Raw genomic sequence first — 25,376 nt, forward strand, 5'->3', positions numbered from 1 at the left:
TTTCTCCTTAATTATGCGGCCTTTAACAGCTGCATTTTCTTGCTCGGATTTCCATTTAGCGCCCAATGCTGAAGCAAGCGATGCAATAGTTCGGACTCTTCATGGCTATCAATTTCACCATCCGCTCTTGCTTGGCCTAGCACTGAAAAAACACGCGTAGGGGCTGCCTGAAACATCCCACTTGGGTCTAGCTGCCATCGTTTGTATATCGATCGAGACTGCGACGTTGGCAAGGCAAAAAAACCTTGCTTTAAGTGAGTTTGATGACTGTCAAAGAGGCGACAAAGTAGCCGTATAAAGGCGGGCATTTCTTCAAGTAATGCAGAAAACAGACTAGGCTCTTTAGATCGGCTCATCGGGTATCTTGCCAACCAGCATTGGCGAAGCCTTCTCCATTGCGGATCAGGAAACAAGACCTCACCTATCGCTAAATTCAACATAACCCTAATCCAAGGGATAGGATGTGGATCACGCGAATCCTTGCGATACACAAGCGCATCCGGTAGAGAGATCACCGACATCAAACCCAGACTGGCAGCCACCCCTAAGCGGCTGATCGCCCAAAAGTCAGCTAGAATTTCAGATCGCCACTTAACCCAATGCTTTACCGTTTGGGGGACAAGGTGAGAATGGTCATGTAACGATTGAGCCAGCGATGTTAACAACCCCAACATAACGGCAGACTGATGCCCAACTTCATGATACAGAGAACCGGCTATCCCCGTTCCGACCATTCGCTCACGAGGTATTCTGACCAAACCTACCGGATTTAATGAACCGCCCGGTAATTTTGTATGAGCTCGACGGATAGCAGCCCCGTGACCTCGGTCTAAATAACTCAACAAAATGGGTGCCGGAGTCTCTTTCGGCAGCCCTAGTGCATCTTGAGCAGCTACATCTAAACCCGCTAACCAGCGATCATATTGGTGCTCACTTCGTTGCGTTAATACGTCCGCAAAAATATCAATTTGCTCAAGAACAGCATTAAAATGCAGTCGTAAATTGACAAATTGTTGATTAGCGCGAGCAATAACGCGTTTAGAAGACAAATGACGCACCGAATCCATCTGCTCTAACTCTTGAAGTAAAACGACCAGAGTTTGATTCAGCTCTCTTTTTTGCTTAAGCAGATGCGAGTCGATCACAGATAGCGCTTTTGGGTAAGGCAACGCAGCGCGTGTCATGGGAATGGTGAGGCTTAGCGGCTGCAAGCGCTCTAAGCGAGTTTGCAGCGCTAAGACTTCATCCCTAATGAGACGCAGTGTCATCGTAACGGTATTCACCGCCCCACTCCTGATAAGACTACCTGCCCGTTTTGACGATACCAGCGCCCTGATTGGCGCTGCCGACCACCCTGGCGACGTATGCGTGATTGTAATAATCGTTGAATTTTTAGAGGTGTATTAATATCGGGTCGTTCGCTGATAGTTCCTAACGTTTGAGTTACAGCATTGACGACTTTAGTAGCAGACTCAAAATCAAGTTCTGCGTCCAACTCATTGAAAAGGCCTGATATTTTGTCTTTTAGAAAATGATATGTCGGCTCAATATCGTCATAGTGATGCGTCACAGTCTTGGCTATCTTTTCGTATTTGGGTTTACCTGTCGCAACGCTAGCAATGGTCCCCACCAAAGGGATTGCCTTCTTAGCAACCGCATCAATACTTTTCTTTTGCTTATCAGTAATGGAACGCCCTAACTTTTTCGCGCCCCACTGAATCAGACTGCCCAATGCGTAATCTAACTCCCCTTCTTCTGCAGCCTTCACTAACATGGCCGCCGCCTTTTTGTTTTGACTAGGCGTCAAATAATAATGTGAATCCTCGGTCACTCGGTTTAGTGTATGCATCGCTCTATTCCTTGTTTTTTACTGGGCCGTCATGCATGCAACAAGCTGCATCAATCAAAATTATTTGATTGTCACGCCTTACCCATCGCCCACTTCTGGGTTGCTGCTTCGCATTCACCGGCTTAGGTACAGACTTCCTTTTTGTGTCAGCTATGCTGTGCTGACTGGACTCCATTTGGCCTTCTTCGTTAATCAGCGGTGCTGACGACAGGTCGACATCGTGCATGGTTCACCTCATCTAATAAGTAGATTACAAGCCTTGAATCACAATATTCCCGCCACGGCGATACCAGCGTCCTTTGGTCGCAATAGCTCGATTGGAACGAGTTCGGTTTGATAACCCACGAGAAGCTTGTTGTGAGGCAGGGAGTTTTTTGAACGCTTGCTTTACAGCCACTTGAGCCGCTTGTTTAGGCGGTAGCTGCGTTTGCAAAGCAGGAAGTTTGTTAGCAGCGGACTTAGCGAGTTTTACGACCTGACGCGCAGTTTCAAGATCCATTTCTTGATCCTGGAACTCCATCTCTAGATTAGAAGCGACGGCACTGGCTAACTGCCCACCAATAGCGCCTCCTATGCCTGGAGCTATTGCATTACCTAGCATGGCACCAGCCGTTGGCAATGCACTTTTTGCAACACCTTTCAACGTACCTAATAGGGCTTTACCAGCACGAGACTTAACAAACCCCTTCGCTGACTTAATGAGCTTAGAGAAAAAATAATCGAGTTCGGCTTCATCGCTGATTTCTAACAATTCAGCCGCCAACTCCATTTCATTGTCTAACTCATCCTCCATAAATCCATCAAATTCGTCATCCAGCTCATCGTCAAACTCATCGTCCATTTCGCTATCGTGATAGCCTGACATTTCGTAATCCATTTCTTCATCAAACATGACGTTGTCTCCATTTAGAATGTTGTTAACTGTGGTGAGTAACAAGCAAGCTATCGCGAAGAACATGCCAATTAAGAAAAATTACTTTTAAATCAGATAATTGGATGAAAAAAGAAAAAGATTCAGTTTTTATGGGGCAGGATTAGCGAAATCCGTTTCGCTAACTATGATAGATTTTTCGCTTAAAGCGAAAACCGTATCGGAGCAGAGTTACAAGGTTTTTGCTCTACTTTGCATAGCAACAAAACCAGCAATCACAATTAAAATAACACCAAGCCACGTATGTATTGCCACTGATTCATCCCATATCCACCACCCAAATAAAGTCGCAAACAGAATAGATCCATAAGTGAAGGGCCCTAGTTGTCCGGCCGGCGCATAAGCATAGCCTTTACTCAGCATTAGTTGCGCAGCTGTTGATGTCATAGCCAACACTAATAACCAGATAAATTGATGCGTGTTGGGCATAACCCAAACAATTGCCGCCGGGACAGCCGCAAGCATGGTGCTAAATAGCGCAAAGTAAAAAACGATACGCTGAGGGCTTTCAGACAGCACCATACGCCTAACGGTAACTTTTGCTAACGCTCCCAACATTGCACCTAACACGGCGACTAAGACAGCAAGATTAAAATCACTGCCATGAGGGTTAAGCACAATATAAACGCCGACAAAACCAATCAAAATGGCATAAATGGCGTAGCGATTGATGCGCTCGTTAAGCCACCAAAATGCGAAAAAAGGTACAAAAAATGGCGAGGTTTGCTTTAGCAAGGCGGCTTGCGCTAAGGGTAGATGCCCCCATGCGTAATACAAACAGCTCATGGCTGATACCCCAACAGCGGCACGCATAAAATGATAACGTAGTAATTGGGTTCTTATAGCCTGATTACCGTGCTTTAAAAACCAGGGTATCAGCAGAACCAATCCAAACGCATTACGGAAGAAGACAATAACTTCTGTGGGCAGATCACCACTGATCTGCTTAATAACCATGCCCGATAATACAAGAAAGAGTTCAGACCCTAGTATAAGCAAGGCTCCCGTTAGTAATCTTTTATCGAACATCATATCCGGCCATAAAAAAGCACTCTAGATGAGTGCTTTAAAATACAATCTAAGGGTGTATCAGGGCGCTTTTGGCAAACCCCGATAAACCCCAAACGGCAATTGATTTAAATAGCGATTATTTCGAATTGATCCGAAAACGGCTTCGCTTTTTCAGCGCTAGTCACAGCCGTCAAGCTCGCATGATCACCCGTTAGGTAAGTGCTAGCCACACGCTTGAGATCATCAATAGTCACTTGCAAAATGCGTTGGCGGAATGCTTTTCTATGCTCAGCATCGCGCCCAAACAAATTACTGTGATAATCGCCTTTGGCTTCTCCGGCTGGAGAGCCTGGTTTATCAATCGAACTCACTACGCCCAATATTGCTTCTTCTAAGCGGCTGTAATCGTGATCAGTGCTAAGCAACCAGTCGATTGACTTATCGAAGTCTTCGAATGTTTCCATTAAGCGTGGGTCTCGGTAAGAGAAAAAGCGGAAAACAGCATCACCACTATCCTGTCCAGCACCGGAACCGTATGCCCCACCCTTCTCACGAATAGCTCGGTGCAAATAACCATTGCGCAAAAAATCACCCAACACAGTCAATGCGGCCGAGTCTTCATGATCAACAGCTACAGTAGGATACGCTTTAGCACAGAAGCTCACTTGTGTACTGGTCGTCCAAAGCTGCTTCACGGGTTCTCGTGTTGTTGGTAGCGATAGCAAATCAGCTGTGGGAGACGTTGCCGTGCTCCAGCAATCATTCAAAGTACCCACTAGGTCGTCTTTTAACTCAGGCTCAGCAACCAATAAGAAACGGCGAGGTGATGATTTAATTTTTTCATGCAATGCATGAAGCGCATCGCTCAAGAGCTGCAGTTGATTAGCGTCTTCTATTTCTTTATCAAGCTTTTTAATGGCCTTAATGCTGGCTAAACCACGTGTCTTCTGCGTAACAGCCGCTACCGGACTAAACTTAGCGGTAGCTGCCAAAATAGCCAGGCTATGCCCTTGCCCTGTGATACCTTGCTCTTTACGGCTGCGTTGCTGTGCAACTAACTCTTGGATGCGAGTTTTTTCATCAAAACGGGCATGGTTGAGTGTTTCTTCGAGCAGTTGAGTTAATGCGGCTTGGTTCTTGACCAATGCTTTGCCAGATAGAACAAAATACGCTTTAACGTCCTGCTCGCTATCAGTGGCGCCTCGCATCGTGGTGTAGGCACTAATTCCGCCCGTTAATGCAGCATGATGCTGTTGGTTTTCTTGATAAGAACGCTCTTTACAACCGAGCTCTGTCATACCAATACAGAATAAAGGCAGCAGTTCTATCTCCTGATCAGTCAACGCAGGCAAGTCAATGACAATTTGTTGGTAGACTAATCCGTTTGTGCCCTGCCCGTACCAATTAACAGGCTGCTCCCCAACCGATAGCTGCTCACTTTCTGGAACATAAATCGAACTTGGCACATCTTCAAGCGTTACTTTTGGCAAAATCGATTCGTCATCTTCTTGCAACTGTCGCGCTTCTAAAGCGGCCGCTTGATCAATAATGGCTTGTTTTTGCTCTTCGTCCAAAGATGCTTTAATCGCCGCTAAACGGGCACTCTCATCAGCATCTTTTAACGCAGTCATGCCATTATCTGGGCGTAACGTCACTCGAACACGGTGCATGTTTTCGAGTAATAACGTACGAATCATATCAGGAATAAAGTTAGTATCCTTAATATCCTCACGTAGCTCGTCAATAACTGGGTCTAAGTTCAGTAAGGCTATAGGATCACCTCTATGAACGGCCGGCGACATTGCCGCCATGATGAGGTTTAATCCATAGGGATAGCCGTCACCACTGAGTTCACGCTGGTTTAATTCCAATTGGTGTAACTGTGCTTCAACAACAGATTGCTCAACACCTTCGTCAGCCACTTTTTGTAAAGTATCTAACACTAATTGCTCAAACGCGGCCGCATGCTCTGGATCACTCCCCTGCAAACCACACATAAATGACATTTGTCGATTTGAGTCTTCTAATCCGCACAACGGCGATGGTGAGCTACCTAACTCTGTACTTTCTAACGCAAGACGCAGAGGACTAGAGCTGTTATCAAGTAAAACACGAGACAGTAAGTGTGCTTTGAGCTGCGCCTTAAGGTCGATGGAAGGCCCTAGCAACCATGCAAGCATATGATGCGTTTGTTCTTCGGTGTTTTCATCATCCAAAGCGTAGGCTTCTTCGACGCGAACAGGCGAGAAATAGCGCTTTTCATCTGGAACGGAAATATCAACATCAAGTTTTTCAAAACGGCTTAACGCTTGCTCTTCAAAACGTGTTTGCAGCTCTTCAACAGGGATATTACCGAATGTCATGATTACAGCGTTGCTAGGATGATAATGCGTTCGATAAAATTCAAGCAGCTGCTCATAGCTTAAGTCGGTAATCGATTCAGGATCACCACCACTGTTGTAATGGTAAGTCACTGTTGGGAATAAGTGTTTAGTGACTGTTTGCCAAAGGATTGATGTTGCTGAGCTCATAGCCCCTTTCATTTCATTAAAGACAACCCCTTTGAACACTAAATCTGATTCAGCGTTGCCTTGCTCCTTAAACTCAACCCGATGACCTTCTTGAGCAAAATCTAACGGATCTAAACGAGAGAAAAAGGTAGCATCGAGATAGACATCTAATAAATTTAGAAAGTCTTTTTTGTTTTGACTAGCAAATGGGTACGCCGTCCAGTCTGAACTCGTAAACGCATTCATAAATGTATTAAGAGAACGTCGCGTCATCATAAAGAAAGGGTCACGCACGGGATAACGTTCACTACCGCACAATGCCGTGTGTTCTAAAATATGGGCAACCCCTGTTGAATCCATAGGGACTGTGCGAAAAGCAACAAGAAAAACATTTTCGTCTTGTTCTGCGGCAATATGAAAATGGGCCGCCCCTGTGGTTCGATGCTTATATTCGGACATCGTAACATTGAGAGATTCAATCGGTGCCGAACGAATAAATTCAAAACTTGGGTGGCCGGTACTCTGTGACATAAGTGATATACCTTGAAAGCTAACAAAACAGTTACAGCAAATTAATTATCATTTCGATTGTAACGAGTTATACATCAATTGCGTATCAGAATTGTGAGTTTTGTAGTCTGCATAAAGAGACTATTTCTAGAAATGATCGTATTAACGCCCCAAACTAGTGCGATAAGTCAAACCTTTGTCAGAAAACCACTATCTATCCATTGACTTTCTTATTGTGCGGCGCACAAAATAGTCTTGACAGGCTGACTCCGGCTGTCTAGTATCTGAACAAAATGTTGCAATGCAACAAATTATAAATGCTGCTGACCGAGGATTCAAAAATGTACGAAGATCTTATGAAAGACATGCAGGACAAAATGAAACCTGTAACCGAAATGGCTGAAATCAACAAGACGACAGCTGAAAAGCTAATCTCTCTTCAGTCTGAATACATGACTGAGCTTTTCAATACGGGCATCGCCCAAATGAAAGCACTTAGCGATATTAAAGAGCCAAAAACTGCCCTTGAAATGCAAATGAAGTTTTTCAAGGATATGGAAGCTAAAATGACGAACACGGCTGAACAAGAAATTGCAGCATTGGCTTCTGCAAAAGAAAAGCTGTCTGAAATCGTTGAGAAAAGCATGTACGAAATGACTGAAGCTCCGATGATGACTGAAGTAAACAAATTCATGCAAACTGCACAGGAGAAGATGGAAGAAGCCACTAAAGCTTTCACACCTGAAGCAGCAAAAAAGCCAGCACCTAAGGCAACTCGCTCAAAAGCTGCGGCTTAATATTTGTTCGAGTCTGACTCCTGTTAGCAAGTTGCCGATGGCTTGCTAACGTGCCTTGTTGTATTGCGGATGTATCGTGACATAAACACGTTGCAATAGGACAAGCTTATTGGGCTGCTAATGCAGCCCATTCTTTTTTAACCGTGCCACTTCATTTATCGTGCTATCGCTGGTAAATCCCCTTCCAAGCCCATGGCAAAAGACATCACCTTATTTCGTGCAGGCGTTAGCTTACCCGCCACCCTCAAGCCCACATTCCGTAAAACCTTTAACGGTAAATGATCGTTACTAAACACACGGTAAAAAGCATCCATCGTCTGCATAATGGTTAAATTGTGCTGCTTACGACGTTTTTCATACACAGCTAACACATGACTAGACCAAAACTCATTATCGGCTTGAGCACTCTGGTCTGTTAACACTTCAGCTAACACGGCAGCATCTAATAACCCTATGTTCACCCCTTGACCGGCTAGAGGATGGATCATATGGGCTGCGTCACCAATGAGTACAACTCCATCTTTTTGATAAGCTAGGGCATGTTGTCGGCGTAAAGGAAAGCTCCCCACGGATAAACAATGGTTAACGTTACCCAGACACGCTGGGAACTTGTGCTGTATAGCCTCCAATAAATGCTCGTGGGATAAGCTTTTTAGTCGCGCAATATTCTCAGGTGTGTTGTACCAGACTAACGACGCGTTATTACCCGTAAGAGGCAAGTATGCCAAAGGACCAGTCGGCGTGAACTGTTGCCACGTGATGTCTTGCTGCCCATATTCTGTGGTCACCGAAGCGACTAAAGCGTGCTGCTCATAATCCCAACGATGCACGCCTATACCAACAGCCGACCTAACTTTAGACTCGCCGCCGTCGGCAGCCACCAATAATTTAGCAATTAATTGACGACCGTCTGACAACTCAATCAGCGAAGAGCCGGGTGAGTAATCAATAGCCGTTATATCCACAGGAGCGATTAGGTCAACATTGTCTAGCTGCTTAAGTCTTTCGATTATCGCTAGCTGGACAACCCGGTTTTCAACAATATGGCCTAAATGCGTATAACCGATATCATCGGAAGTAAATAAGGTTGAAGCTGCCGTTTCGCTTTCTTCCCAGACTTTCATACGACGATAAGCACAAGCACGTCTAGCGACAATCCCATCCCATGCGCCAAGGTGATTCAAAATACGCTCTGACGCAATACTCAACGCTGAGACGCGTAAATCATGCTCACTATCGGGATCAAAAGGAGTTAGCTCGGCTCGCTCTATGACTGCAACTCGCAAATCACTATCAGCCAATGCGCAAGCCAATGTTCCTCCAACCATGCCACCACCAATGATAATGACGTCATATTTTTCGTTCATGCAACCGCCTTGACTTATCAGATAGCAAAATTATACCTAATTACAATTATTTATCAGGCTTCAAATCATTAAATAACTCCTTTCACAAACAAAAGTTATTGCAACCTGAACAAAAACCAATACATTAGTACAAAAGGAGTAAACAATGCGCTATCGATTATGTTCGTTGATTGTTATGGCTTTAATAGTGCTACAAGGATGTGCAGTTACCCACCCTTTTCACTATGACAAACCCGATGTATCGGTTACATCGGTACGTTTGGTTAACTCTGACTCACTAGCCCCTCAATTTGAAATTACACTCTTCATTAGCAACCCCAACGATAAAGCCTTACCCCTCAAAGGCATTGCTTACTCCGTTAATTTGGAAAATTTCAAAGTACTTTCTGGTGTGACGAATCAGCTGCCAACAATTAATGCGTACGCACAAGAAGAAATAAAACTACTCGCAACCGCTAATTTACTCAGCGGCTTGCGCTTAATAACAAAATTATTGCAGACCGACACCTTATCTCAAGTGGAGTACTCATTGGATGCAAAACTCGACATAGGAACACTCTTACCAGCTATTTATGTAAACGAAACAGGGAAACTCACAATAGGACCTTCATAAAAATTAGAGGGCTTTGGCCTGATACTTGCTGTCCTACTACTACCGCTAAATGGACTGTATCAGTTGTATTAGAAGAGAAATTTACATCGGCACCGGTCAATTTTGGTGCTCGCTAAAAAAATATCTATAACAAGCACCAATAAAGTGCGGAAGATGACTAAATAGAGGTTCTTAAGGAATGGCTGTTACCTGGAAAGACTACGAAACAAATGATTTTTTTGATGAGCTAGTTGATGCGAAAGGTAAACCGAGACCATCGGCTAAAAAACTTTTTGAGTATATTGAGGCATTAGAGCCAGGCGAGTTGGAGGCGCGTCGTCAAATAGCAGAAGCCACCATTCAAGAGATGGGCGTCAGCTTTACCGTATACACCGAAGAGGGCAACATCGACAGAGCTTGGCCCTTTGATATTATTCCACGTACTATTTCTGCGGATGATTGGAAAGTTGCCGAGGCAGGCTTAAAGCAACGCCTCAAAGTCCTCAATATGTTTATTGACGACCTGTATCACGACCAAAAGGTCATCAAAGACGGCATTATCCCTGAGCACATCATCAAAGATTCTAAAAACTTTAGACCTGAGTGTGTGGGCGTTTCACCTCCCTACGGTGTTTGGGCTCACATATGTGGTACGGACTTAGTTCGCGACGGTGATGGACAATTTTACGTTCTGGAAGACAACCTGCGTGTTCCTTCAGGCGTTTCCTATATGCTCGAAAACCGTGCAATTACCAAACGCGTTCTGCCTGAGCTGTTTGAAAAAGATAGCATTCAGCCAATTGATAGCTATACATCCCATCTATTCGATACTTTAGCCGCCCTTTCTCCTCGGGATATTGAAGAACCTGAAATCGTTGTCTTAACCCCAGGCATTTTCAACTCTGCCTATTTCGAACATGCCTTTTTGGCTCAACAAATGGGCGTAGAGCTAGTGGAAGGCAACGATTTGTTTGTCGCGGATGATGATTGCGTTTACATGAAAACCATCAATGGCCCCGAACGGGTGGATGTCATCTACCGACGTATCGATGATTTGTTCATAGACCCAGAAGCTTTCCACAAAGATTCCGTACTCGGTGTTCCTGGTCTGATTCGCTCATGGCAAAAAGGAAACGTTGCCCTAGCTAACGCTCCCGGTGCAGGCGTTGCCGATGACAAAGTTGTGTACGCTTATGTACCCGCACTGATTCGCTACTACCTCGACGAAGAGCCGATTCTACCGAACGTTGAAACTTTCTTGTGTGAAAACGAAAAGGACAGAGAATACGTACTGGCTAATCTGGATAAATTAGTTGTTAAGCCCGCTAATGAATCCGGTGGCTACGGTATGTTAGTCGGGCCGCACTCCACCAAAAAGGACCAAGCTATTTTTGCGGATTTAATCAAAAAGAACCCACGTAATTATATTGCCCAACCCACACTAGCTCTTTCTACGGCACCAACCATGACCGAGAAAGGAAATGTAGAGCCTCGTCACTTAGACTTAAGGCCTTTTATTCTGCAAAGCAAAGACATCTATGTAACCATGGGTGGCCTAACGCGTGTCGCCATGAAAAAAGGCTCATTAGTAGTTAACTCATCACAAGGTGGCGGTAGTAAAGATACATGGATTGTAGGTAAGGAGAGCAAATAGAATGTTATCTCGAGTAGCTGAACGAATTTATTGGTGTGCACGTTATCTTGAACGTGTTGAAAACACAGCTCGCTTAGTCAGCGTTTATGACAATTTGTTATTTGACCTGCCACATGACTTTAATATTGGTTGGTACAACCTCATCACAATCAATAGTGGCGAACAAGCCTTTGATGAACGTTACAAGATTAGAGATGAGCGTAATGTCGTTAAATTCTTGCTGGCCGACGACACAAACTTCAGCTCAATGCTGGTTTCACTCAAGATGGTCCGCGAAAATATGCGCACGACTCGTGACGTAGTCCCTCAAGAAACCTGGGAATTAATCAATGAGTTAGACTTGTTTGCTCGAAAGAACATTAAACAAGGTATCAACCGTACTCAACGTCATGACTATCTCAATACAATCATTAAAGGCTGCCAAGAAATCAATGGCCTATTAGCAGGAGCGATGAGCCGTGATGCTACTTGGCAATTTGTTATGCTCGGTAGAAATTTAGAGCGCGCAGATATGACAACGCGTATTCTCGACGCTGGTGTTTCAATTATGCTGCAGCCTGACGAGTCAAATAGCGTCAATCTAGGGCAAGTAGTCTGGGGGAATGTATTGCGCTCCTCTAGCGCTTATTTGAGTTACCGCCGCAGCGTACGAACCTCTGTTAGCGGTGCAAAAGTAGCACGCTACTTACTCTCTGATACTTATTTTCCAAGGGCCGCTTCGTTTTGTGTAAACGAAATTAAACAAGCAGCAACTAAACTACCTCGCTCACAAGGTGTACTAAAAGTCATCGAGAAGATCGACAAATTGAGCTACCCCATTACCAGCTCATCAGAACTGGACGAAGCATTTCGCAACTATCTAAATGATTTTCAGATCAATTTAAACGAGCTTAATGCAGCAATTTCCGAAAACTGGTTTGCCTTCGATGAAGGAGCGGCAGCATGACAATTAGAGTAGCATTACAGCACAAGACAACTTATGACTTTGACCGCCTCGTAAGCATGTCCCCACACGTGTTGCGTTTACGTCCGGCACCGCATTCACGCACCAACGTACATAGTTACTCATTAAAGATTGAGCCAGAGGATCACTTCATCAACTGGCAACAAGATCCTTATGGTAATTACCAAGCTCGACTGGTCTTTCCTAACAAAACCAAAAAGTTCTCTTTCAACGTAGAAGTCATTGCCGATATGACGGCCATAAACCCGTTTGACTTTTTTGTTGAAGAGTATGCTGAGAAGTTTCCTTTTAAATACGACAAACAACTCAAAAAAGAATTAGAAGCCTATCTTGAAGTCACGGAAGAAGGCGAGTTGTTTGATAAGTACATGGAGACCATTGATACAAAAGAAATACCCATCAATGACTTCCTTGTGAATACCAACATTAAACTCAGCCAAGATATTGGTTACGGCATCCGAATGGAGCCTGGGGTACAAACGTGCGAGGAAACCTTAACGCTTAAAAAAGGTTCCTGTCGTGACACGTCATGGTTATTAGTACAAGTCATGCGCCGTTTGGGTATCGCTGCTCGTTTCGCATCGGGCTACCTTGTTCAGCTCACTTCCGATATAAAAGCACTCGATGGTCCTTCAGGTCCGGAAGAAGACTTCACCGATTTACATGCTTGGTGTGAGGTATTTATCCCTGGCGCTGGCTGGATTGGCCTAGACCCTACTTCAGGCTTATTCGCCAGTGAAGGCCACATCCCTCTAGCCTGCACTCCTGACCCTGTTTCCGCTGCTCCGGTAACCGGTTTTACCGACAAATGTGAATGTGAGTTTACGTTTGTCAACGAAGTCACGCGTATACATGAAGACCCGCGCGTCACAAAGCCTTACTCTGAAGATGAATGGGAAAACATCAAAGCCCTTGGCGCTGCCGTTGACAAAGAAATGGAAGCGCTTGATGTGCGCTTAACCATGGGTGGTGAGCCAACATTTGTCTCGATAGACGATATGGACTCTGATCAGTGGAATACTGAAGCGCTAGGAGCAGACAAGCTAAAACTAGCTAAAGACCTACTGATTCGCTTGAAAAAACGCTTCGGCCCTAATGGCGTTCTTCAATATGGCCAAGGTAAATGGTACCCCGGCGAAGAAGTCCCTCGTTGGGCGCTGGGCTGCTTCTGGCGTACGGATGGCGAGCCTCTCTGGAAAGACTCTAGCCTGCTTGCTCGCGTTGACAAAAATTACGACTTCAACCATGAACATGCTGAGCAGTTCGCTTCTCTATTATGCCGTAATCTTGGCCTCAAAAAGCGTTATTGTCAGCCCACCTTCGAAGACACATTATATTATCTTTGGAAGGAGCAAGGCCTGCCTGATAACGTCAATCCGTTAAAGGCCGACCTCAAAGACGATTTAGAACGCCGACGTATCGCTCGCGTTTTATCTAAAGGGCTTAATAATCCGGCAGGTTATATTATCCCTCTCACGTGGGACTACTCCAAAAATACCTGGGGAAGTTCACTGTGGCCAATGCGAAATAAAGTGATTAGCCTGATACCGGGCGATTCCCCAATGGGTTATCGGTTACCGCTTAATTCACTTCCCTTTACAGCAGAAGATCTCTTTCAGCCTGAAGCCGATCCGTTTGAAGCACGCCAGCCTTTGATGTCAAACACGCCACCGGCATCAAACCCGCAAAGCAAAATGGCGACAGCCGATAAGCAACCAGAGTCCAAAGCAGTGACCACCGATGTTGTGCGCACAGCCATGTGTATTGAAGCACGAGAAGGTAAAATTTATGTGTTTTTACCTCCCCTGCAATACCTGGAGCATTACGTTGCACTCCTGCAAGCCATGGAACAAACCGCTGATAAACTCGAGATGCCAATCGTCATTGAAGGTTATGATCCGCCGCGCGATCCGCGATTACAACGCTTCCAAATCACCCCTGACCCTGGTGTTATTGAAGTCAACATTCACCCCACCGGCAGTTGGGATGAACTAGTTACCAACACCGGTATTCTCTATGAAGAAGCACGGCTAGCGCGCTTAACCACAGAGAAGTTTATGTTAGATGGCCGCCATACAGGTACAGGCGGTGGCAACCACGTTACTTTAGGGGGGCAGTCGCCTGCCGACAGCCCAATTCTTCGCCGCCCTGATCTATTGCGTAGCTTGGTAACATTTTGGCAGCACCACCCAGGATTATCGTACCTCTTTTCTGGCATGTTCATTGGCCCAACAAGCCAAGCGCCACGTCCTGATGAAGGCCGCGACGAAATGATGTATGAGATGGAAATCGCTTTCCAGCAAATGCCCGAAGGTCTGGTTGACGAACCATGGTTAGTTGATCGCATTATGCGCAACCTACTTATCGACATCACGGGTAACACACATCGTTCCGAATTCTGTATCGATAAATTATACGCTGCAGGTACCGCCAGTGGACGACAAGGCTTACTCGAGTTTCGTGGCTTCGAAATGCCGCCCCACTCACGTATGTCGCTTGTACAAATGCTGCTATTGCGTTGCTTAGTCATCCGTTTTTGGAAAGAACCTTACAAGAAACCTCTTGTTCGCTGGGGAACCTCCCTGCATGACCGCTTTATGATGCCGCATTATGTGTGGCAGGACATTAAAGAGGTGGTCGAAGATTTACAGCGGCACGGTTTACCTTTCCAACTGGAATGGCTGGCTGCTTTTGAAGAGTTCCGCTTCCCTCACTACGGTCGCCTTAAAGTCGATGATATTGAGTTAGAACTACGTTGGGCTATTGAACCTTGGCACGTCCTAGGCGAAGAGATTTCAGCAATGGGTACATCTCGTTATGTAGACTCTTCCGTCGAACGTTTACAGGTAAAATTGAGTGGCCTAACAGAAGGTCGTTATGTTTTGGCCTGTAATGGTCGTCGAGTTCCATTGCGCTCCACGGGTCGCAAAGGCGAGTTTGTAGCGGCTGTTCGTTATCGAGCATGGGCACCACCTTCTGCACTTCACCCCACCATAGGCACCAATGCACCGTTGGTGTTCGACTTGATCGACACATGGAATGGTCTATCCGTAGGCGGCTGTACTTATCACGTGTCGCACCCTGGTGGACGCAGTTATGACAGCCTACCGGTTAATGCGCAAGAAGCAGAATCGCGTCGCGGGAACCGTTATTGGGATCATGGATTCACGCAAGGCCCATTTGAGCCACGCCCTGAATTCAACGCTTTACGCGAATTTTTCCCTCATGAAGACGTGCCTCGACCTATGCAACCGCCTATTGAGGAGTCTCCGGACGAATATCCGCATACACTTGACCTGAGGAAACAGTATAATGCGCTCTGATCTATAATGATGACTGAGCTAACATTATATGGAAGTCAGAAACCCTATGGCGTCAATTATTGAGCCAACACTAAGCACATCATGGTATCCGGCCTCGCCCGGACACTATGATGAGGCTTACGATGAATTACGACTTGCACGCCCACATTGGGAATACTTAATTAAGAGTATTACTACATTAGGCTCTGCAGGACTGCACGATCGCTTTCAGAAAGCTCAGCGTATTCTGCGAGATGATGGTGCAACGTATAACCTCACCGCTGAGCCACTCGACACCAAGGTATGGGCGCTTGACCCCATTCCTATGGTTATTGGCAGTGAGGAATGGAATGATATTGAAGCCGGCCTGATCGAAAGGTCTGAGCTTTTCGATTTAATTCTAAAAGATATTTACGGACCTAGAGAGCTGATTAGGCAAGGAATCATTCCTGCCGAAATCATTTATGGACACCCCGGCTTTCTGCGCCAGTGCCACGATATTACCATGCCCGGCTCGCACAACCTTATTCTGCACGCCGCTGACATGGTACGCGACCAAAACGGAAAAATGTGCATCATTGGTGATCGTACCCAAGCACCTAGTGGTGCAGGTTATGCGCTAGAAAACCGCACGGTACTGTCTAGAATTTTGCCGAGTTTATTCCGTGATAGCCAAGTACACCGCCTATCACTTTTTTTCCAGTCGCTTCGCATCACCTTATCCCAACTAGCCAGTGATAGAACCGACTCGCCACGAATCGTCATATTAACGCCCGGGGCTTACAGCGAAAGTTACTTTGAGCATACATTTTTATCTAACTACCTAGGCTTTCCGTTAGTTCAGGGTAGCGACCTAACCGTGCGTAATGGCCACGTGTGGATGAAGTCTCTTAATGGCTTATCGCAAGTCGACGTTATATTGCGTCGTGTGGATGATTATTTTTGCGACCAAGTCGAGCTTAAAGCCGATTCGTACCTTGGTGTGCCCGGCCTGCTAGAGTCAGCACGCGCAGGCAACGTAGTGATTGCGAACCCTATCGGTTCTGGCATTTTAGAAACGCCTGCTCTACTTAAGTATTTACCGGCAATTAGTAATTACTTTATTGGTCGAGATCTCCAACTAAACTCCGTTAAGACGTGGTGGTGTGGCGACAAAGCTGATATGAGTTATGTGCGCAGCCACATTGATAACCTCATTATTAAACCGGCAGTCAGACGTCCTGACAAACCCAGTTTATACGGCCATCGCCTAACCAAAGAACAAAAGGTAAAAATACTTAAACAAATTGAGGCTCAGCCCCACAACTTTGTCGCTCAAAGCTATGTGGCTCCTTCGTGCTTACCTTCGTGGCAAGACGGCGAAATACAAGCGCGCCCTTCCATATTTAGAACGTTTTCTGTGTCCAACCAAACAGCTTATAACGTGATGGCTGGTGGGTTAACGCGTGTAGGTTCCTCAAACTCAGAACCTATCGTGACTAATCACAGTGGATCATTTAGCAAGGACACTTGGATCATTGCTTCTGAGCCAGAAAAACAGATGTCATTAATAGGTGCGCAGCCAAACGTAACACACGAAGCGGCGCAACAGACCAACTTACCTAGCCGAGTGGTCGAGAACCTATTCTGGATGGGCCGTTACGCCGAACGCGCAGAGGCCTCAATGCGCCTTATGCGTACTGTACTGGTTCAACTTAATGGTATAGATATACTTCCCGAAAAAAGCCGAGCGATTTTACTGTCTTGCTTATCGGAGCAAACCGCTTGCCTACCCGGGTTTACAACGCAAGATCCAGCGCTTCTCAAAAATCCTGACAAAGAGCTAATGAGCATCATTCTGGATGGTAAGCGCCCAGGAACAATTAAATCTAGCCTACTGTCACTGCTTATGTGTACTGAGCAAGTGAAGGAAATGCTCTCTGCCGATACTCGGCGGATCATTAACGACCTACGTGACAACCTCAACGAGCTAGACCGCGCCTATGCCCGTGGCATGCCGTCGGCTCCTGACGAAACGCTAGACCCGCTCGTGACATCGTTATTGGCGCTATCAGGCCTAAACCATGAAAGCATGCTGCGTGGTATCGGCTGGAAATTCCAAGAAATAGGCCGACGCACTGAGCGAAGCTTGCAAACCGCCACTCTGATTTCTACAGCGCTAAGTACCGGCGTAGATGAACTACAACAGCAACAAATATTAGAAAGTGTTTTACTCAGCGTGGAAGCACTCATTTCATTCCGTCGTCGATATCGCCAGCGCGGTGATGTGTCACATGGGTTAGATCTTTTGATGGTTGACGAAACAAACCCACGCTCTTTGTTTTATCAAATTGATCAGTTACGTAAATATATCGATGATTTACCACAAACGGCCTCATACCGACCTGGCCTGAGCCTTGAAAAGCGCTTAATCGTTAAATCGCTAAACGATATTCAACTCGCCGAACTCGATACGCTAGCGACAGTTAACCCAAAAACTAAGCAGCGTGATCGCCTAGTCATGCTAATGGACAACCTTAAAGACCAATTAGAGCAGCTTACCTCCATCATTAGCACCAAGTACTTTGACCATACGGCTGGCCCACAACAAATCGCAACGACACAATGGGATAATGACATATGATTTATAAAATCCGTCATATCACAGAGTATAAGTACAACAGCCCCGTAAGCTTATGCTATAACTTGGCGCATCTTGTGCCTCGGCACACTGATAATCAGCGCTGCCAAAGCACATTAGTTCATATCACGCCAAAACCCACCTATGGACAAAAGCGCCTAGACTACTTTGGCAACAGCACTTATTACTTTTCTCTTGAAGAGCCACATAAGTCATTAACGATAGATGTAACAAGTGAGATTAGCACTGATCCTATTTTTTCTTCTATGAATTTAGACATGGGAGTTAGCTGTGGCGATGCAAAACACTTGCTTAAAACAGCGACAGACCCTGATGTGATACAAGCACGAGAGTTTGTGATGGACTCTCCCATGATCAAACGCTCAGAAGAGTTACGTGCTTATGCCGCTGATCTATTTGATGATAATCGCCCCCTTCTCTCTGCGGCAATGGCGCTTACCTCTAAAATATTCTCTGAATTTAAATACGATCCGGAATCAACAACAGTTGCCACGCCTCTAAATGAAGCCTTTGAATTAAAACACGGTGTTTGCCAAGACTTTGCGCATGTTGCTATCGGCTGCCTTCGCTCCTTAGGCTTTGCAGCACGATATATCAGCGGTTACCTAGAAACCCTTCCACCACCTGGGCAAGTCAAACTCATTGGTGCTGATGCCTCTCACGCTTGGTTTGCCGTGTACTCACCGGGCGAAGGTTGGTTTGAATTTGATCCAACAAACGACAACATGCCAGGAGAACAGCATATTACCGCTGCATGGGGGCGCGATTACTCAGATGTCACTCCCTTACAAGGCGTGATATTTGAAGGCGGTGGTAGTCAGATACTTAGTGTATCGGTGGATGTTCAACGTGTAGAAGCCATTTAAACTCTACTGAATATGACACTGCATATTCAGTAAAAAAAAGACCATAAGCGAAAGCTATATGGTCTTTTTTTATTGCTAAAACGCTAGTTAGCGTTGTGCTTTTTTAACGCTCTTCGCTTTGCTCTTTTTAGCATTTTTAGAGGCTGCTTTCTTACGCGCTAACGCTGTAGGACGATTAGCCAATGAAGGCTTATCACCAGCAGAAGCAGATTGGCTGCGCCCACCACTTTTCTTAACTGGGGATTGACTCGCAGCAGCCTGACCTTTAGCGGCATACCGTGGCTTTTTGACTTCCTCTTCGGCAGGTACTAATTGCCAAGCAGCATCACCAATCAGATCTGTTCTGCCCATATCACGAAGCTGCTGACGCAAACGCGGCCAGTTATCTGGATCATGATAACGTAACAAAGCTTTTTGAGTACGACGCTGCTCTAATTCACGAGGAATGTAGAGCTTTTCGCTTTTATAATTAACCTTTTTAAGTGGGTTTCGCCCTGAGTGGTACATCGCTGTTGCCAACGCCATTGGCGACGGATAAAAAGTTTGTACCTGATCCACACGAAACTTGTGCTCTTTCAACCACAGACCTAGGTTAAGCATATCCTCATCCTCGCAGCCGGGATGAGCCGCAATAAAGTACGGAATAAGGTACTGTTTTTTGCCTGCTTCTTTAGAGTACTTTTCGAACATACGCTTAAAGTTATCGTACGTCCCCATCCCCGGCTTCATCATCTTAGATAAAGTGCCAGCTTCGCTGTGCTCCGGCGCAATCTTCAGATAACCGCCAACATGGTGAGTCACCAGCTCTTTAACATATTCGGGATCTTCTACTGCTAAGTCGTAACGCAAACCAGAGGCAATGGCGACCGTTTTAACACCTTCAATTTTGCGTGCTTTACGATATAGCTGGGTTGTTTCGCTGTGATCGGTTTTTAAGTTCTTACAAATAACAGGATAAACACACGACAACTTACGGCAAGACGCCTGAATCTCATCATCGTTACAGTTTAAGTGGTACATGTTAGATGTCGGGCCACCTAAATCAGAAATTGTGCCGGTAAAGCCTGGTACTTTGTCGCGAATCTCTTCAATCTCGTTCAAGACTGATTCTTGAGAACGACTTTGGATAATACGGCCTTCATGCTCAGTAATAGAACAGAAAGTACAACCACCAAAACAACCACGCATGATATTCACAGAAAAACGGATCATGTCGTAAGCTGGGATCTTTTTATCACCGTATTTAGGGTGTGGAATTCGCTGATAAGATAAACCAAAAACAGCATCCATTTCAGATGTTTCTAGCGGAATGGGCGGCGGATTAATCCAAATTTCGCGTTTACCATCCGTTTGCACCAACGCTTGAGCATTGTGCGGGTTGGACTCTAAATGCAGTACACGTGAAGCGTGTGCGTACAGAACGGGGTCTTTACTCACACGCTCAAATGATGGCAGACGGATGTAGGTTTGCTCTTTGTTTAAACGCTGCTTGCCTTTAAGAGGCTCAGGAATGATACGCAGCGGCTGAACCTCATCAGGGTCCGTTTTGGCTTTATCACTCGCACACTGCGTAGGCTCTTTGATATATTCATACGGGTTCTGAAACTTATCGATATTACCCGGCCAATCTACGCGAGTAGAGTCAATTTCAGTAAAACCATCGGGCAGATGTTCACGGATAACAGCCGTGCCTCGAATATCTTGTACTTGATCAATACGCTCGCCTTGCGCTAATCGATGTGCAATATCAACAATTGCCCGCTCAGCATTACCAAATAATAAAATATCAGCACCGGAATCAACGAGCACCGAGCGGCGCACCTTATTGCTCCAGTAATCATACTGAGCTATACGTCGCAAACTGGCTTCAATACCACCAATGATCAGCGGAACATCTTTATATAGCTCGCGAATGCGCTGCGAGTACACTAATACGGCTCTGTCTGGGCGTTTGCCTTCAGCACCATCAGGCGTATAGGCGTCGTCATGGCGAACGCGCAAATCAGCCGTATAACGGTTGATCATTGAGTCCATATTACCGGCCGTTACGCCAAAAAATAAATTCGGCTTGCCTAACTCATTAAAGTCATCCGTCGAACGCCAATCGGGTTGCGCAATAATACCCACACGAAACCCTTGTGCTTCCAACACTCGACCAATAACAGCCATACCAAAACTAGGATGATCGACATACGCATCACCGGAGACGATGATAATATCGCAGCTATCCCAACCAAGTTGATCCATTTCTTGGCGAGTTGTGGGCAAAAAAGATGCCGTACCGAAGCATTCAGCCCAGTAAGGAGTGTACGAAAAAAGGTTGGGAGCAGTCTTGATCATGGGATCCGGTATAACTATATGAATGATCGCGTATTGTCCCAGAAAGGAGTGATAACGCCTAGTGAATTACCCATAAAATGAATGAAATTCGCGTCGAGATGAATGAATTAACGTTTAGATGAAATCAGCACATGAAAAAACACCCGTCAAGGCTGTCTCGTAGTGAAAAACACCTACAAAAAAGCCCCCTCAACACTCATCGCGAGTACCAACAGGGCTTTCTCTTATGGATACCGTTTAGATATCGATAACATCAAATTTTACGATGGGATCTACATCGGCTTCGTAGTCAACGCCATCAACGCCAAAACCAAAGAGTTTCAGAAATTCTGATTTGTAATAAGCGTAATCGGTTTTTTCGAATAGGTTTTCAGTTGATATTTCAGCCCACAGCGCTTTACATGCATCTTGGATATCATCGCGTAATTCCCAATCATCCATGCGGAAACGGTTGCCTTCATCAATTAGACCCGTATCGCCATATAAGCCCGTGCGGAACAAACGATGCACCTGATCCATGCAACCTTCGTGAACGCCCTGCTCCTTCATGATTTTAAATACCATAGATAAATACAATGGCATAACCGGAATAGCAGAGCTGGCCTGCGTAACTACTGATTTCAGCACACCAACGTTAGCTTGCCCACCCTTAGCGGAAAGCAATGTATTAAGCTCAGCTGCAGCACGGTCTAAATCTTGCTTCGCTTTACCTAATGCACCATCCCAATAGATTGGCCACGTAATCTCAGTACCAATGTAACTATAAGCGACTGTTTTACAGCCATCAGCTAAGACACCAGCATCATTGAGCGCGTTAACCCACAGCTCCCAATCTTCACCGCCCATCACGGTAACTGTGTTAGCAATTTCTTCTTGCGTTGCAGGTTCTATCTCTGCATCGATGATCACGTCTTTATTGGTATCAATTGCAGTGGAACGATACGGCTCGCCGATCGGTTTTAAAACGGAGCGAACTACTTCGCCAGTATCCGGCATTTTGCGAACTGGGGACGCCAATGAGTAAACAATTAAATCGATCTGACCTAGGTCTTCTTTAACTAAATCTATGACTTTTTGCTTTGCTTCATGCGAAAAAGCATCGCCGTTGATGCTTTTAGCATACAAGCCTTGTTCGTGAGCGTATTTTTCGAACGCCGCCGCGTTGTACCAGCCAGCTGTTCCTGGCTTCTTCTCAGTGGCTGGCTTCTCAAAAAAGACGCCAATTGTTGAGGCACCTGAACCAAAGGCAGCTTCAATGCGCGAAGACAAACCGTACCCACTGGACGCACCCACAACCAAAACCCGTTTTGGGCCATCAGCCAAAGGACCTTGCTGTTTAACAAAGTCGATTTGCTCTTTTACATTCAGGTCGCAGCCTGTTGGGTGAGTTGTGGTGCAGATAAAACCACGAATTTTCGGAGTAATGATCATGGCTAAACGTATCTCTTTCTAGCAAATTTTAGGCTGCCACCATACCCGATTTTCGCTTTCTTTAACAGTTAACGGCTCAATAGGCATCAACAAGTGTATAAGTAAATCCCACATAAAAGCGCATACCTGGTACTAGATCAATACAAGGCACTCAAAACTTCGTAATAATTAAGCGCTAGAATGGTTTCATATACGCAAATGCTCACAGGACTGTGCATTTGATTAGCACCGCAAACGCTATAAATTTCAGGATTTATAAAGATTTTATTAGCGGTTTTGGGTACATTAGGCGACTTTTAAGAATGACACTGAGGTGGATAGGATGCATCATTTACACGGTTACTATTTAGAAGATCTAGAAGTAGGTATGAGTGCGTCTTACGCTAAAACAATATCTGAAGCCGATGTTTATATGTTTGCTGGTATTTCAGGTGATAACAACCCGTTACATGTAAACGCGGAGTATGCCGAGACGACGGTTTTCGAACAGCGAATCGTTCATGGAATGTTTAGTGCAGCACTTATCTCCACAGTAGCCGGTACTAAACTGCCTGGCCCCGGTGCTATTTATGTAGATCAACAAATTAAATTCAAATCCCCTATTTATTTTGGTGATACTGCGACTGCAACACTCACCATCACAGACATCAACACGCGCCATCGCCGCGTCGTACTAAAATCGGATGTCACTGTTAAAGGTAAAGTCGTCGCAACAGGGACAGCCACGTTGATGGTAGATCGCCGACCAACCGAGCCAACCGACGCTTAATTAAACGCGGCGCATTGCTCTTCTTAAGCGATGCGCCTAGTTCACATTAACTAGGCCTGCCAAAGCGCCTTGATATAACCCGCAGCCTAATACCGTCATCAGCTGCAACTCCCATGTTGCTGATATATTGGAGGCGATAATTTGCAACCCCGATTTGTGCGCTTCACTCATGACACGCTCAATGTCTGCTTCATCAATAGCCGGGGAATCTTTTGCAGGGGAAAGCTTTACGTGTGTTAACGGAATGTCTTCTAGTGTATCTACGACTGTTGACCCATCAGCTTTATATCGGCTAAATCTTGCGCCATCACTGGCGAGCATTACCCCCATCAGACGCAGCGACCGAACAGTATCAAGCAAGATAGGAGAACGTTTAATCAACGCTTCACCATCAATGAAAATAATTAGCTGATCGGCAGGAAAACCCGTTCTTTTCAGCAACTGCGACATAGCCTTTAGGTAATTAGGAGTTAGAATTTGGGAAGGCGATAGTGTCATTATCAGCTTAGCCAGTGGCTTTCCATCACTCCCCCATTGCATTAACTGATCGCAAGCCTTTTCCAACACATAGTGCCCCAGTAAAGCAGATATGCCATGGTCATCCGCCATAGGCATAAACTCTGCGGCTGGTATTGAACCCAATTCAGGGCTTTTCCAAGTTACCATCCCTTCAACCGCGTATAGCCGATCCTCTTTAGCATACTTAACCGATAAGTAATCAACACAAAACTCACCTGCTGACATAGCTTTGCAGATACGGTGACGCATTTGCTGTTGTCGATAGGTCAGAGAAACAGCAGACTCTTCGCTGGCTCCCTTTTTATTGAGAAAGCCTTCCTGCTTAATAAATTGCCTTACTACAAAGAGATTCCCTGCTTTACTTTGATTCACCCGAATTTGTATGTAATGGGACTGTTCGCCTGAAGGTGTCGGCACATACAACTCTGTTTCGTATTCCCTTTCTTTTAGCGCTCTGGCCCACAAACGGCTGGCTTCTTCTTTTGAATAAAACAGCTCACTAAATTCACGAATACTTGAACCATAAAGGTCATTGAATAGCGGGTTGGCGCTTGTTAAGAGGCCATTTTTATCCCATAAGGAAGCGATAATGGTTGATGGAGGATTGGAAAGCTCAGTGCCAAGAGCCTGTAGCCCAGAAATGATTTGAACGACCATGGCCATGCGGTTATCACGCAGCCGTATCCCAGAAAAGTGGCAATAAACCTCTTTCTCATGACCTTTTGGGTAGAGGGTCCACCATTGTGTATGTTCTTTACCCTGCCGGTACTGATCAAGGTTGGATTTAAGCAACTCGAAGATAGCCTCAGACATAGAGGAGCGAAAATCCCGCTGCATTAAATCATCTAATGTTTCGGCCTGCCAAAATTCAATTGCAGACGCGTTCGCCCAATGGATACAGTAACGCTCAACATCATAAACCCAAGCTGGATTTGCAAGCATTGATAGATCATCAATATTGCACTCATTCAACATTTTACGGCCCTTGTGTTCCTGATAAAAAGGCTATCGACTACGCACAAGAACTATATCCAGCTTTCGTCGTGTTTTTGACAACAGTTACACAACCGTCTCCATAAGGTTACACTATAATTACAATCGGTTCAGATAATTTTGCTTAAATAATACAACGTAGCCTAGGAAAAAGAGAGCAGGATACACACTATCCCCTATTACACTGATAAGTTTAAAGCCTTAATATATCTGATTGTATATAAAGCATTAAATCCTAAAAGGAAGTATGTAAGCGAGTAAAAAACCATGAATTTCTTGTGTGTTTTTTGATCTTCGCTAAGCCTAAAAAGCATACAAATGATGTACGAA

Annotated in this window: 18 protein-coding genes; 8 read left to right on the forward strand and 10 right to left on the reverse strand. The window is 45.3% G+C overall.

Translation table 11 applies throughout. From position 1 onward, the window contains the following. Positions 1-11: 11 nt before the first annotated feature. The 6 genes from BS617_RS07600 to BS617_RS07625 all read right to left on the reverse strand — a co-directional run bounded on the left by BS617_RS07600 (position 12) and on the right by BS617_RS07625 (position 6,832). The gene (locus BS617_RS07600) at positions 12-1,283 is read right to left on the reverse strand and encodes a hypothetical protein (protein WP_075172238.1); all 1,272 of its coding nucleotides are present in this window, start codon (positions 1,281-1,283) and stop codon (positions 12-14) included. Next, a complete protein-coding gene (locus BS617_RS07605; protein ID WP_075172239.1) occupies positions 1,280-1,849 on the reverse strand; it encodes a hypothetical protein in 570 nt (189 codons plus the stop codon). Before BS617_RS07605 ends, BS617_RS07600 begins: the two co-directional genes overlap by 4 nt. A 4-nt stretch (positions 1,850-1,853) precedes the next feature. Further along, positions 1,854-2,075, reverse strand: a complete 222-nt coding sequence (locus BS617_RS07610; protein WP_075172240.1) for a hypothetical protein — start codon at positions 2,073-2,075, stop codon at positions 1,854-1,856. 24 nt (positions 2,076-2,099) lie between these two features. Then, a complete protein-coding gene (locus BS617_RS07615) occupies positions 2,100-2,741 on the reverse strand; it encodes a hypothetical protein (protein WP_075172241.1) in 642 nt (213 codons plus the stop codon). A 210-nt stretch (positions 2,742-2,951) separates the two neighbouring features. Continuing rightward, positions 2,952-3,812, reverse strand: coding sequence for a DMT family transporter (locus BS617_RS07620; protein WP_075172242.1), 861 nt, complete (start codon positions 3,810-3,812; stop codon positions 2,952-2,954). 104 nt (positions 3,813-3,916) lie between these two features. Beyond that, on the reverse strand, positions 3,917-6,832 hold the full coding sequence (locus BS617_RS07625) for an insulinase family protein (RefSeq protein ID WP_075172243.1): 2,916 nt from the start codon (positions 6,830-6,832) through the stop codon (positions 3,917-3,919). A gap of 320 nt (positions 6,833-7,152) precedes the next feature. Between BS617_RS07625 and BS617_RS07630 the strand changes: the two genes are divergently transcribed. Further along, positions 7,153-7,608, forward strand: a complete 456-nt coding sequence (locus BS617_RS07630) for a phasin family protein (protein ID WP_075172244.1) — start codon at positions 7,153-7,155, stop codon at positions 7,606-7,608. A gap of 155 nt (positions 7,609-7,763) precedes the next feature. On the opposite strand, the gene BS617_RS07635 is transcribed toward BS617_RS07630, so the two are convergent. Then, complete coding sequence (locus BS617_RS07635) at positions 7,764-8,975, reverse strand: UbiH/UbiF/VisC/COQ6 family ubiquinone biosynthesis hydroxylase (RefSeq protein ID WP_075172245.1); 1,212 nt, start codon at positions 8,973-8,975, stop codon at positions 7,764-7,766. 145 nt (positions 8,976-9,120) lie between these two features. On the opposite strand from BS617_RS07635, the gene BS617_RS07640 reads away from it, so the two are divergent. From BS617_RS07640 to BS617_RS07665, 6 genes are all read left to right on the forward strand, one after another. Further along, a complete protein-coding gene (locus BS617_RS07640; protein WP_075172246.1) occupies positions 9,121-9,588 on the forward strand; it encodes an LEA/WHy family protein in 468 nt (155 codons plus the stop codon). Between the two features lie 178 nt (positions 9,589-9,766). Continuing rightward, positions 9,767-11,221 carry a circularly permuted type 2 ATP-grasp protein gene (locus tag BS617_RS07645; RefSeq protein WP_075172247.1) on the forward strand — a complete coding sequence of 485 codons (1,455 nt, stop codon included), beginning with the start codon at positions 9,767-9,769 and terminating at the stop codon, positions 11,219-11,221. 1 nt (position 11,222) lies between these two features. Next, positions 11,223-12,167 carry an alpha-E domain-containing protein gene (locus BS617_RS07650; RefSeq protein ID WP_075172248.1) on the forward strand — a complete coding sequence of 315 codons (945 nt, stop codon included), beginning with the start codon at positions 11,223-11,225 and terminating at the stop codon, positions 12,165-12,167. After that, positions 12,164-15,508, forward strand: coding sequence for a transglutaminase family protein (locus BS617_RS07655; RefSeq protein ID WP_075172249.1), 3,345 nt, complete (start codon positions 12,164-12,166; stop codon positions 15,506-15,508). Before BS617_RS07650 ends, BS617_RS07655 begins: the two co-directional genes overlap by 4 nt. 28 nt (positions 15,509-15,536) lie before the next feature. Next, positions 15,537-18,110: a circularly permuted type 2 ATP-grasp protein gene (locus tag BS617_RS07660; protein ID WP_075172250.1), complete on the forward strand. Its 2,574-nt coding sequence runs from the start codon at positions 15,537-15,539 to the stop codon at positions 18,108-18,110. After that, positions 18,107-18,994 carry a transglutaminase family protein gene (locus tag BS617_RS07665; protein WP_075172251.1) on the forward strand — a complete coding sequence of 296 codons (888 nt, stop codon included), beginning with the start codon at positions 18,107-18,109 and terminating at the stop codon, positions 18,992-18,994. Before BS617_RS07660 ends, BS617_RS07665 begins: the two co-directional genes overlap by 4 nt. A gap of 87 nt (positions 18,995-19,081) precedes the next feature. Here the strand turns inward: BS617_RS07665 and BS617_RS07670 are convergent, their stop codons facing one another. Both BS617_RS07670 and fabV read right to left on the reverse strand, forming a co-directional pair. Then, positions 19,082-21,334: a YgiQ family radical SAM protein gene (locus BS617_RS07670; RefSeq protein WP_075172252.1), complete on the reverse strand. Its 2,253-nt coding sequence runs from the start codon at positions 21,332-21,334 to the stop codon at positions 19,082-19,084. Positions 21,335-21,571: 237 nt separating this feature from the next. Beyond that, positions 21,572-22,765, reverse strand: coding sequence for an enoyl-ACP reductase FabV (gene fabV / locus BS617_RS07675; RefSeq protein ID WP_075172253.1), 1,194 nt, complete (start codon positions 22,763-22,765; stop codon positions 21,572-21,574). Between the two features lie 322 nt (positions 22,766-23,087). Here fabV and BS617_RS07680 point away from each other — a divergent pair, with 322 nt between their 5' ends. After that, entirely contained in the window at positions 23,088-23,534 is a 447-nt protein-coding gene (locus BS617_RS07680) for a MaoC family dehydratase (RefSeq protein WP_075172254.1), read from the forward strand. Positions 23,535-23,570: 36 nt separating this feature from the next. Here the strand turns inward: BS617_RS07680 and BS617_RS07685 are convergent, their stop codons facing one another. Then, on the reverse strand, positions 23,571-25,028 hold the full coding sequence (locus BS617_RS07685; RefSeq protein WP_075172255.1) for an EAL domain-containing protein: 1,458 nt from the start codon (positions 25,026-25,028) through the stop codon (positions 23,571-23,573). Between the last annotated feature and the right edge of the window lie 348 nt (positions 25,029-25,376).

The sequence above is a fragment of the Neptunomonas phycophila genome (assembly GCF_001922575.1).
GTDB classification, from domain to species: domain Bacteria; phylum Pseudomonadota; class Gammaproteobacteria; order Pseudomonadales; family Balneatricaceae; genus Neptunomonas; species Neptunomonas phycophila.